Annotated in this window: 6 protein-coding genes; 1 reads left to right on the forward strand and 5 read right to left on the reverse strand. The window is 64.9% G+C overall.

Annotated features, from left to right (window positions below; genetic code table 11):
* Nucleotides 1–8: 8 nt before the first annotated feature.
* Genes ACFQS1_RS35235 through dpdE form a run of 5 tightly spaced genes read right to left on the reverse strand, consistent with a single transcriptional unit; the run spans nt 9 to nt 10,203 of the window.
* Complete coding sequence (locus ACFQS1_RS35235) at nt 9–773, reverse strand: hypothetical protein (protein ID WP_378976380.1); 765 nt, start codon at nt 771–773, stop codon at nt 9–11.
* The gene (locus tag ACFQS1_RS35240) at nt 770–3,688 is read right to left on the reverse strand and encodes a hypothetical protein (protein WP_378976382.1); all 2,919 of its coding nucleotides are present in this window, start codon (nt 3,686–3,688) and stop codon (nt 770–772) included. The genes ACFQS1_RS35235 and ACFQS1_RS35240 overlap by 4 nt, the downstream gene beginning before the upstream one ends.
* Nucleotides 3,685–4,641 carry a protein DpdG gene (gene dpdG / locus ACFQS1_RS35245; RefSeq protein ID WP_378976384.1) on the reverse strand — a complete coding sequence of 319 codons (957 nt, stop codon included), beginning with the start codon at nt 4,639–4,641 and terminating at the stop codon, nt 3,685–3,687. The genes ACFQS1_RS35240 and dpdG overlap by 4 nt, the downstream gene beginning before the upstream one ends.
* Before the next feature lies 1 nt (nt 4,642).
* Nucleotides 4,643–7,090, reverse strand: a complete 2,448-nt coding sequence (gene dpdF, locus ACFQS1_RS35250; RefSeq protein ID WP_378976386.1) for a protein DpdF — start codon at nt 7,088–7,090, stop codon at nt 4,643–4,645.
* Nucleotides 7,087–10,203 carry a protein DpdE gene (gene dpdE / locus ACFQS1_RS35255; RefSeq protein WP_378976388.1) on the reverse strand — a complete coding sequence of 1,039 codons (3,117 nt, stop codon included), beginning with the start codon at nt 10,201–10,203 and terminating at the stop codon, nt 7,087–7,089. Before dpdE ends, dpdF begins: the two co-directional genes overlap by 4 nt.
* Nucleotides 10,204–10,683: 480 nt before the next feature.
* On the opposite strand from dpdE, the gene ACFQS1_RS35260 reads away from it, so the two are divergent.
* Entirely contained in the window at nt 10,684–10,962 is a 279-nt protein-coding gene (locus ACFQS1_RS35260; protein WP_378976390.1) for a hypothetical protein, read from the forward strand.
* Nucleotides 10,963–11,077 lie beyond the last annotated feature (115 nt).

Below are 11,077 nucleotides of genomic sequence, written 5' to 3' on the forward strand. Positions count from 1 at the left end.
GGGATCACTTACCACTTGCGAACCCCATATCCATCTCCGCGTCCGTCCGTGTCCAGCCACTCGCGTACGGTTGCGGTAACGAGGGACCACGGTGCGCCAGCATCGCTGGCTGCCGCCTCGATGAACGTCTTGATCTCGGGCGGCAGGCTTGCCAGGCGCCGGGTGAGCTCGTGTTGGATGTCTTCCCAGTCTGACGCGTGTTGCCGCCAGCCGTCGACAGCCGCCGGAAGCTGCTCGATCGGACCGGTGAATGGGTGCGACCATGCTGCCTGGATCCGTGATATGCGTACCTGTAGTGACTCGCTACCTGGCATGGTGGCGATTGGCTGATCTATACCGTCGGGTCGGAGGTGTTTCTGTTCGGCGTTGCCGGCCTTTTGCAGGGATTGCTCGAAATTCTTGGCGATGGTTTCGGCGGAACTGAGGGAGTCCTGCACCGCCCCGGTGCGCAGCCTTTCGGTCAGGTCCTGACTGGGGTCGGTCGCCTGGGTCGCTACTCTGCGAAGGTTTGTGATAGATCTGGTCACATGGGTCGGTATTGCCGGCCGAGTGTGAGCGACTCCACGGGCGACAAGTTCGGCGTCGATGTCGCTGCACTTGGTGAGCCGTACCGTCAGGGCCTCGGCCCGGTTGCACGCTATAGAAATCGCGTTTCGTTCTACCTCGGTCTTCTTCCGATCAGCTTGGTCGGCCAGCGCCAACAGGGCCTGAGTGGCGCGACCTGCGAGCGAGCGGGGGACCAGCTTAGCCGGGTCGTTGAGCGGCTCGGTCATCCCTTGGTCAATCCTTCCAGCGTGTTCGCAAGATCCCTCAATGCGGTCTGGAGCCTGGCCCGGTTGTAGGTGTCCGTTGCTCCTGCAGCCCCATCCACCGGATCGCGGAGGGATTGCAACAACCGATCACACAGGTGCCAATACTGAAGCATCTCTGTGAGCATGGGGATGGGGTCGGACGTTAGTTCCCAGACTGCGCTTGGCGTTGGTGGGGATTGGACCGCTCGCGTGAGAGTTCGAAGGGTGCTGAGCCGCTCGCCGTCTGGGCGTAGCCGGTCGTAAGCTTCTTTGCCGTCTTGGCGGGTCAGCGCGGACGCACGGTGCGCCTGCGTCACAAAGTCGTCCATGATCTTTGCGGTGGCCGGTAGGTCCTCGTCCTCGTCCTCGCTGACATAGCCGTTGATCTTCCCGACCAGATCGCGGACTGGTGCCCACATGTCTTGAGCCGCCTTGGCCTGCTTGTCATGGAAGCCGGCCAGGGCCAGGCGATCGCTCGCGTAGTCGCGGAGGTCTGCACCCAACTCAGCTCCCCGAACACTGGGTAGAAGGGATGCGAGGACGGCGCCCGCGTCGAAGATTGAGGTGGCGCCGGTGCCCTTGCGCTGGGTGAGGCTGTCCCGGACCACGGTGAGCGCTTTGAGTCGGTACAGTTCGACCGCCGACAGGAACCCCAGTATTTTCGGGTTCAGACCGACGGGGCGCTTTGGCCGGATCATGATGGCCAGGGCACTCGCCGGCGAGTCAGCCTGTCGGCCGTCAACCGAGCTCAGTACGCCCAGGATGGCGAGCGCGGCTGTGATGTCAGCCTTCGCGTCGTGCTTGGCTGCCTTGACGACCTCGGCTTCGAGTCGGGCCAGCCGGTGCTGCATTTCGAAGAACCAGCGGCCCCCGTTCGGGCCTACAGGGTCGCCGGAGACAGCTGCAAATATGCCCTTCAAGAGGACGCCGTCGCGGTCGTTGCTCCGAAACTCGATCGTGAAATTGTCCGGTGGTGCGCTGCCACCGCCAGCGGCATTTTCGATCACGACGTTGGCCGGTCTGATGGTCAGCTGTCCGATCAGAATGTTGCTGGCGGATCGCTTGACGCTCAATCCGTGGGGACCAGTGAGGAGGCGGGCGGCGAGTGCGTCGAGAATCCACCGGCGGATCTTCTGAGTTGTACTGCCGGCCAGTCGACTGCCGGCAACCCATTTGTCGATCTCTGACGCCGGAGCTGGTCCCTTCGGTGCCGGCTCCGCGATGGGTTGGATGTCGCTGTCGTCGTCCGCGGCCAACTCGGTCAATGCAACGCCGAAGACCGCGGCGATCGGCAGCAGTCCGTCGTCGGCGGCCGGCGGGTTCGCCGCATAGAAGGCGCGGAGGCTGATCTCGGCTTGCGCGCTGTTGGACTGCCGGGCGATCGTGTCGCGCAACTCGACGGGTACGGACATGCGGGTGGGTGTGAGGCTGGCACCAAATCGCGCCGACGGAAACCGTCCCGGCGTCGAAAGCTCAGCTTCGGCGATGGCGAGGGGCTCCCGGATCACCATGCGGAGAATGTTTCTAGGGTCGAAACTTCGCGGGCTGGCCAAGGCAACGAGGTGGTCAACTGCGGCCGAGTTGAAGGGGAACAGTCCATATCCCTCCCGTGTCACCCCGAATACAGGGTGACATCGGTCGCGGTACACGCAGTCGGTGCATTTGTTCGGCGTCGGCGCCCCGGTGCTCGCCGCCGCCGCAAGTTCCTCGCGGCCGACCCTACCGGCGTTGAGGTACCTACCTACGAACGATCGAAGGTCGCCCACGTCAACCGCGGCAAGATCGACGTCCATCGTGTAGTGCACACCGCGCTCAGCGAAGGTGGCATAGCGGTCATCGAGGTAACCGGTGGTGACAGCGATGACAGCTCTGATCCGGCATAGGTCGTGGCGTGCCGGAATTGTCAAGGCTTGGGCGAGTTGCGCGTCGATGCCGTGGAGCAGGACCAAGTCTTCGACGAACAGAACCAGTTGTTGGTTGCGGCGGGCCAATTCGCCGCGAACGTCTTCGAAGACCTGCAAAAGATCGGTGGAACTGCCGGTGAACACGTCAGCGGCGGCTCGTGGGAGGTAGTAGTCCAGGATCGCCGCCGCCGCGGCGCGGAAGCTGCGGTTCATAGTGAGATCGCGGACCCTACGCTGTATGTCCGTGCCGGCGTCGAGAAACTCCTCGGGGTCGACCTTGAGATCAGCTTCGGTAAGGTGCAGATCTTCAGCGTTAACGTCCCTGCCGGGTTCGTGGCCGTCTTTGGCGAGTTTCGCGATGCGCTCGATCGGGCCGCCCGACCGCGAAAGCTGTTGCTTGAACGTGTAGTCGCCGATGAGCCGCGCGACGCGTGCCCGAATCTCGGCGAGGTCGGAACCGGAGAGGTTTTGGATGATGGGGGTGTCGTCGAATTCGACCAGCCGGTGCAGGTGATTGAGCAGGGCGAGCATCGCCTCAGGCACGGTCGTCACGCGGGACGCGGCCCGCGCCAGGCTCGCCCGCAGAGATGTCGCCGACGGTGCGTCGATGCCGTCGATCACCTGTTCGATGATGCGCCGCAGCGAAGTGTTCCGCTTTTCGATGTAGACGATGTGCCAGTCGTTGCGTGGCGGCGTGTGCACGCGCAGCCAGCGGACGAAGTGGCTCTTCCCCCGTCCGGCGATTCCTGTGATGAACCGGATCAATGGCTCGTTCGAGACCAACGGTTGGCATAGATCTGCGAGAACTTCCGCTTCGGTGACAGGTTCCCGGGCACCTCCCTTCGCCACCCGGGCTAGTGGAACCGTTTGGTGGACGGCGCTGAACACTGCGTCGGCGGCGGGATCTCCGAACTCGAGACCGCCGGCGTCGACTTGGGCAGCCACCTGGATCTCGGCGTTGGACCAACAGGGGGGAATCGGCGTCGCCGTCACGGCCGCTCCTTTGCTGATCCTTGCGGATGCCAATCGATGTGAGAGATCCGGATGGACTCTGCGTTTTGACCCAACGCCACGGTGAGGGCATCGGTGTCGCTCTCCGCCGGAGGAAAGGCTAGATGGCCGTCTGCTTCCAATTGTCGTAACGACACCGACAGGCCTGGCGAGAGCTCCTGACCGTCATCGCTTTTCCAACGTGACCAGGGACCGCCGTCACTAATCGGTAGGACTTCGGCGCAGCGCGCGACAAAATCGGCCGCTCGGAATCGCTGGGCCGGCAGTTGGGCCAGGTCGTGCCGCAGTGCCTGGCTGGCGTCGGCGACGAGTGACCGAGGGCTGAGTGGCTGGGCGAGGCCGAGGTAGGGCGCCCATCGGCACAACGGCAGGAACTGGGTTGAGTTGGTCACCGGCCAGTTCTTCTTGAGGGGGCCGAACTCGCTGGCCTGCGCCTCGGCGAAGTGGCGACCCTGGCCCGTTTCAAACTCGAACGGACGTAGTGGTTCGCGGGCGGCGAACAGGACCCCCATCGCTTGGACGAGGTCTTCCACCTGGGCGGCGACGCTATCCCGATTTGATGCGGCGACGCGCCAGATCTGCGATCGGAGGGCATGACTGAACGACGTCGGGGTAATTGCGTCGGCGCTGCGCCACAGGTTCAAAGCTGTTTCGCTCGCTGCGACCTCGGCGTCATGCTGTGCGAGGAACCCAAGTGAGATCAATGCCGCTAGGGATCTGTCGGCGATGATCCTGCCGCTCTCCGCGGTGTTGTCGGCGTCAGGGTCGTCGTCCTTATCACGGTCCAGTGGCCTCATCGTCTCGACAAGTCCTTCGGGAGCCACTAGGGCCAGCAGTTCCGCCTTAGGGCAGCGGTTTCCCCGGTGCGCGATGACAGTTCGCGCGAGGTAGCGCATGGCCTCAGGTAGGATGTCGGGCGGATTGAGCAGCGGCATGTCAGATCTTCCTCAACACGTCTTCGATCTCATAGCTGGGCGTCCACGCCTCGTGGAGGAACTGTTTCGGATTCACGGGGTCGCGGCGGTCCGGGGCCGTCAGCACGACGCCGAGGGGTTGCTTTGCCAAGCGTGACAAGGCCCGCATCAGCACCGCGTCATCGACCGATGAGTCGATAACCAGCAAGGTGGGCACCCGCCACGGTGTGTCCAGTTGTCCAGCCCAGACGTGGATGTCGTCGCGCCACCACGGTCCCGTAGCCCGTGTTCGCCACTGCCTGGCCTCGGAGGTCGCGGTGGCGACGATGGTGATGCCGCGGCGCAGTAGGCGATCCACCAGGGTCTGCAATGCCTCGTCGTTAGGCGTGTTTATCTGAACGCTCATCCTGCCGTCGGTGGCAAGGTGGCGCAGGTCGTCGATCGCCTCCGTCCGCAGTTGACCTGCCCAGAGGGTCGGGTATGTCGGAACCGGCGTTGGTGGCGTCCCGGTACGACGGCAGTGCGGACAGCCACCGCACGCCACCGACACCGGGAACTGGTTTCCCTGGTCGTCGCCGAGACGGTAGTGACGGGCGAGGTACCGGTTCGTGCACTCGTCGACTCCGTTGATCAGACCGGTCGCGGCGGTGAGGCCGGCGTTCGCCGCGTCGCGGGTTGCCCGCTGGCTGGCGGTGAACCGCGTCCGGAACGTGTCAAAATCGTCGAGGTCACTGTGCTGAACCTTCACAACGGCCGCCGTCCGTTGCGTGTCGAAGAACGCCTCCACCTCGTCGTCGCCTGCATCGGCGGGTACCGCGGCCGGCAGCGGCCACTGGCGCTGGATCATGCCGGCCCGGTCCATGGCTGCCAGCGTCTGCACGTTCCAGTAGATGTTGGTATCGCTCGCCGGGTATTTGACGTTCGCGTGGTCGGCGCGCAAGTCGACGGTGAGGTCGTCACCTGACCACCGCCCCTGGCGCATGCCTTGCCATCGCGACCACGCTAGATCGGGTCCGATAAGCCGCTCACGGGCCATTTCGGTCGCCACGGCCATATCGGCGGTGGTCCACAGGACCAAGGACGCGGCTGCGCGTCCGTCGCGGCCGGAACGTCCCACCTCCTGGTATAGCCGGTCGACGGATTCTGGCACACACAGATGCACGACGCTGCGAACATCGTCGATGTCGATGCCGAGCCCGAAAGCTGAGGTCGCTACCACGATGTCCAGATCCTTGTCTGGTCGGCCCTCCAGTCGCAGACCGCGGACCGCAGCCTGCCGGGTGCTGGGCTGGGGATTGCCGGCGATCTCGGTAACGGCTGTAAATCCGGCGTGTGTCAGCCATTTCAGCGCGGTTCTGGTGTTGGTCGATCGCTCCGACATGTGCAGCGTTGTGTACACCAGGGCAGGTCGAGGCAGGTGGCGTAACGCCTCGACCAGTCTGTTGCGTTTGTCGGACTCGTCGGCGCACTGCGCCGCCCACCATGCGGGTTCCGGTCGGGTCGCTTGGCCGCAGATGAGGAGGCGTTGCCGTCCGGGGAACAAGCGTGTCAGGGTCGTGAGGCCGTAGGTGTCCAGTGTCCCGGTGAGCAGAACGGTGGCCGGTTGCCGGCCCACGGGCGCTGTCTCAAGCAGCCTCTGGCGTAGGCCGGCGAATGTTTGAAACGCCGGTCGGAAGGCGTCGCCCCATTCGGCGACGATGTGGGCCTCATCCACCACGATGAGATCGAGTGAGCCGCTCGAGGCGGCCTCGATTAGCGGCGCGGCCAGAGTCGTGCACGCCGCTTCGGGTGCGGCGATCGTCAACCACTGCGACCCTGATGCGATCCCGGCGCGAATGTCGTGCTTGGTGGACTGATCAGCCGCCCCGAAGTAGGCGAACTGGGCTCGGTCGTCGCCCACCAGTTTCCGCACTCGGCGCTCAAGATCCAGGGCTAGTGACACTGTCGGCACGACAATCACGGTTTGGCGCGGACGGTTTCGTAGTGCCCGGGTAAGAACGACGTCGCTCTTACCCGATCCGGTCGGAAGGATGCAGATGACAGTGTCACCGGAGCCGGCAAGGGCGGCTGCCCGTACCGCGTCGCGCTGTCCCACGGTCTTGGCACCGGCGTGCTTCATTGTCTGTTGATAAAATGGATCAGCGGGCACGTCGGCGTCAAAGCGTCGCATTGAGCGACGGCTTGGGGCCTCGTCGGGTGCGACGGTGTCGTAGTGATCGAGCCAGGTGGGCTTCCATGCTGTCGGCCGCACCGTCGTCCCGGACTGCATGAGTCCGTGGCCAGCCCAGACCGCCGGGTCCCAGTCCTCCAGGGGCGTTCCGGTCAGGGTCAGCGCCGCATAGTCGGCCGCGACTAGACCGGTACGGATCATTACGGCGAGGTCGGCCGGTGACCCGTAGGTTGCCAGTCGCCGGTCGAGTCGCCGGTCGCGGGCACGCAGGTCGTCGAGCGTGATGCTTGGCGTGCTCACGCGTCGGGCCCGGTCAGGAAGACGACCCCGCACGAGTCGATCGCCAATTGCGGTGCTGCGACCGCGGCGGCGACTGCTTCGAGCACACGAGGATCGCTGGCGGTGTCCGCGCCGACGCGGAGCCTGGCCTGGACTACGGCTTCCTCCTTCGTGCGTAGGGCTTCTGTCGCCGAGGCCGCGGCTGTCGTGTGGTGCAGAACGCCGGGGCGATTGGCTGCCAGGCGAAGGGCCTCGCGGGTAGCTTGTTCACACAGATCGGGCCAGTGCAGGAGACGGACGAGTTCGTCGAATCGTTCGGGCCGGCTGCCCAAGTTCACCCCCTCGATCAGGTCGAGTGTCCGGCAAACCTGTTCGGGTGGCTCACCATGGTCGGGACGCCACCACACCGTCTCGGCGAGAGGCGGGAACAACTGCCCAAGCCGAACAGTTGCAGCCCTCGCCGCTGCGGGGTCGGCAGTACGCAACTGGTCCACCGGCTCGGAGTCGGCCGCGACGACGACCCGAAACATGAATACGACGAGCACGGATCTCGGTTCGCGGTTCGGCTGGCAGACCTCGATCGCGAAGACTCGCCCTCGATCGTCCTTCCGCGCCAGGTCTGCGAACCGATCCATGAGCGGTTCACCCCAGCGCAGCAGACCGACGCCGTTCGTGGCGGCCGCCCGCCGGTGTGCGTAGCGCCGGCGCAGGTTATCGGGGCCGATGCTCGTCACATCCGACTCGGTAAGGCGTGGCGGGTGCTTGGAGCTGATACCGAAGCGGGTTGCGGTGTCGCCGATGTCCTCGGTGAAGCCAAGCATTTGAACCGCGTAGCCGCGGAACGCCGCGAAAGCACGGTCAGCCATGTCGGCCCTTCTCATGGCCTCGGCGAACTCCGTGTCTTCGGTGCGGTCCTCGATCGCGTCGAGGAGGTCTTGTCCTTCGATCCGGCGTCGCTGCCTGTCTAGCTCGTCTCGCCGGGCACCCGTGCGCTTACCGGCCTCAGCGAGGCCTTGATCAATGGCGAGGGCAAGAAAGTCCCTTTCGACCTCGGGTACCACATATTGCAGGGTCGCGGTGGACTCTCCGAACAGGCTCAGCCCTTCGTCCAGGGCTAGGCGCCATCCTCCGAGGTTGGCGTCCAGGACCGCGGTCTGCTCGCGGAACGCCGCAGATCGCACCGGTGCCCTTGCCGAACGTCCCGGCTGAGCCCACCGATCGAATCGGCCTAGGCGCTGCTCGATGCGGGCGACGCTCACCGGGAGATCCAAGTGCAGGACCTCGTCGACGACCTGCAGGTTGATGCCTTCCTCGCTGCCGCGGTCCATGACGAGCACTCCCCGGAACGGGCCCGCAACGAACCGGCGTGTCGCGGCCGACCTTTCCGCGACGCTCATGGTGGACAACAGGCGCACGACGCGGCCGGCGCCGAACTGGGCCTCCAGGCGGTCCGCTGCGGCGGCAGCGGTCGCCGGGAACGAGCACGCCACAGCCGTCCGACGGCTGCCGATGCCAAGCCACGCCCACTCGATCATCGCGGTAAAACGATCGGCCGCCGTGTGATGCGCGAGGATTGCCTCGATCTGCGCTGCAGCGGAGCGGCCCAAGGCGGTGCCCGATAATGCCTGTAAAGCGGTCCGTTCCCCATCGTCAAGGTCGTGCCCAGGTTCCTCCCGCAATGCCGCTGCGAGATCGGCCAGAGCGATCACGGGGGCCATCGCGCGACCCAGGACTGTGCGAAAGACTGCCTCGGCGTCCGGCTCTGGGAGTGCGGCGAGTTCGTTTCGAAGATCCTCGATCAACGTGAACACCTCGGGCCGCCGTTCGTCGGGATCCGTGAGCAACCAGTCAGGTCCGACCGTACGGCCGCGGACGGGAAACAGCCGTGCGAGGGAGGCGCTCCGGCGGGTACGGATCATGCGGCGGTGGATGCGGTGCGTCTCCGCGAGTTGCATGCGTACCCGCCGGCAGCGGCTGCGCACCTGGTCGGTAAGACGATCGGCTATGAGCTGATCCAGTAGGTCGAGTTCGGTCTGGAGCCACTTCTCGTCCGGCAGCAGCCTGCGCAGCGCGGCGATCGGCTCGGCGAGAAACATTACTGGCGCGTCATCGCCGAGCGCCGCGAGCGCCTCCCCGAGATCGTCGCGGATGTCGACTCGATGCCGGAACTGTGCGAGGCCGTCGAGGGGGTACGTCGACGGATCAAGAAGGTGGAGCATCCGCAGGAAGCCGTCTTCGTTCGACCGTACGGGCGTCGCTGACAGCAGTAACAGGCTGGACGCGGCATGGCTCACGGCGCAGAGTTGCCGATAGGCCGCGTCGTCGCCGCCTGGGGCAGCCGCGGTGAGTCGATGAGCCTCGTCCACGATGACGGCCATCCGGCTGACCGGGGCAAGCGTCGCAATGTGGGAGTGAGGGTGGACAAGCACTCTTCCGGGAAGCTGATCCACCCGGAACTTCGACCGAAGCTCGGCCTTCCACTGCTCGGTCAGGCCATCGGGAGCCAACACAAGCGCCTCACCGCTACAGTCGAGCAGGAGTTGGCGCAGGACCATGCCCGCCTCCACTGTCTTCCCTAGTCCGACCTCGTCGGCGAGGAGGTATCGCCTCACCGGATCGGCCAGGATGCGACGGGCAGCTCCGACCTGATGGGCATGGATATCAACGCCGGAGGACCAAATACCCGCCAGCCCCTGAGCAGCGACACGCTGACGCAGGACATCGCCCACGAACGTCGACCTGCGGCGATGCCAGTACCGGGTTTCCACGGTGCCGGCCTTCAGCAGATCCACGGGATCGCTGACTGACCGTGACCGCAGCACGTACATCTGGCTAACGGCGACGTATTCAGTACATCCGTTCGGAAAATCCACCATGTACCGTGCGTCGCTCGTGTCGAGCGAATCAACGAACCCAGCGCGCCACAAACCGTCGCGACGGCACCACACGCGCTGGTGCCTCTCCAACTGAACCGGCACGAATGTCGTGCCATCGGCAGGCACAGCGATCTCCTCGGTCGTCGGCCCGCCGAAGAACCGCACGACGCCCGTGCTCCGGTGAAGCTTGCCAATGCCGAGCATCGGGTGGCGCACGAAGATCTCGGTTGTGACCAAGGCACGATCAGTCAAGGCCATCTACCGCCTTGGCGGGACGGCACGGCAATAAGCAGAGGCACCTCCACCTCCCGATCGTCATCTTGAGCACGTAGAGCCCCAGTCGACGGACTTGTCGGCCTTGACCTGGACCCACGTCGTCACTGTCAGCGTCGCGACCCTTACGTTGAGCGCTGAGAGCCTAGCAAGGGCGTACGACACTTTTCCGTTGCCGACCGGTCGAACGGGTCCACATCGGCACTATTTGCGGTAGCAGCCTGAAGTACGGCACTGACCAAATGATTCACCTTTTCGGTTCGAGTCTCTACGCGAATCGCGCAGGCACAGAGGGCCGGCCGGAGCAAATGAGCCATCCTGGCCCGTCATCCAGCGAGGGTGGAACCGCCGAGGACAACGCCGGACTCACGGCTGCATGCGCGACCATGTCGGCAAACGTTCGGCCCATCGCCAAACCCAAGCGGATTCTGAAGGGCTTGGAACTGCCCAAGACTCAGGTAGGGCATGCGCCAGTTGCTGCTGACGGTCAATCACAACATCGCCCATGCCCACGGCCGGCCGTATCTGGATGAGTCGAAGGCCATCGCCGGGCAGCGCACCATCGCCCTCGACCAGACCACCATCGCTGCGCTGCACCGGCGTCGGCCAGGCTCACCCCTGGCCGCGCACGTCGAGCTGAAGACAATGCAGGAAACACTCGATCACACCAGCTATGCCTTCACCGTAGACACCTGCTCCACCGTGCTGTCTGAGCAGGCACGGCAGCCAGCCCTAGACGAGTGATGACCGGGGTTACCTGCGTGGATGGGGGTGGCTGCGGGGTGACGGGTGAGGGTCTCCATGATCGACGTTGCTGAGCAACGATGACCATGGAGGCCATGTGCACGTCGATTTGGAG

This window comes from Paractinoplanes rhizophilus (assembly GCF_042664765.1).
In the GTDB taxonomy this organism is placed as follows: domain Bacteria; phylum Actinomycetota; class Actinomycetes; order Mycobacteriales; family Micromonosporaceae; genus Actinoplanes; species Actinoplanes rhizophilus.

Bases quoted from the DNA above. Each gene is read 5' to 3' on its own strand.
- dpdG (WP_378976384.1), bottom strand. From the start codon at position 4,641: ATGCCGCTGCTCAATCCGCCCGACATCCTACCTGAGGCCATGCGCTAC.
- dpdE (WP_378976388.1), bottom strand. From the start codon at position 10,203: ATGGCCTTGACTGATCGTGCCTTGGTCACAACCGAGATCTTCGTGCGC.
- ACFQS1_RS35235 (WP_378976380.1), bottom strand. From the start codon at position 773: ATGACCGAGCCGCTCAACGACCCGGCTAAGCTGGTCCCCCGCTCGCTC.
- ACFQS1_RS35260 (WP_378976390.1), top strand. From the start codon at position 10,684: ATGCGCCAGTTGCTGCTGACGGTCAATCACAACATCGCCCATGCCCAC.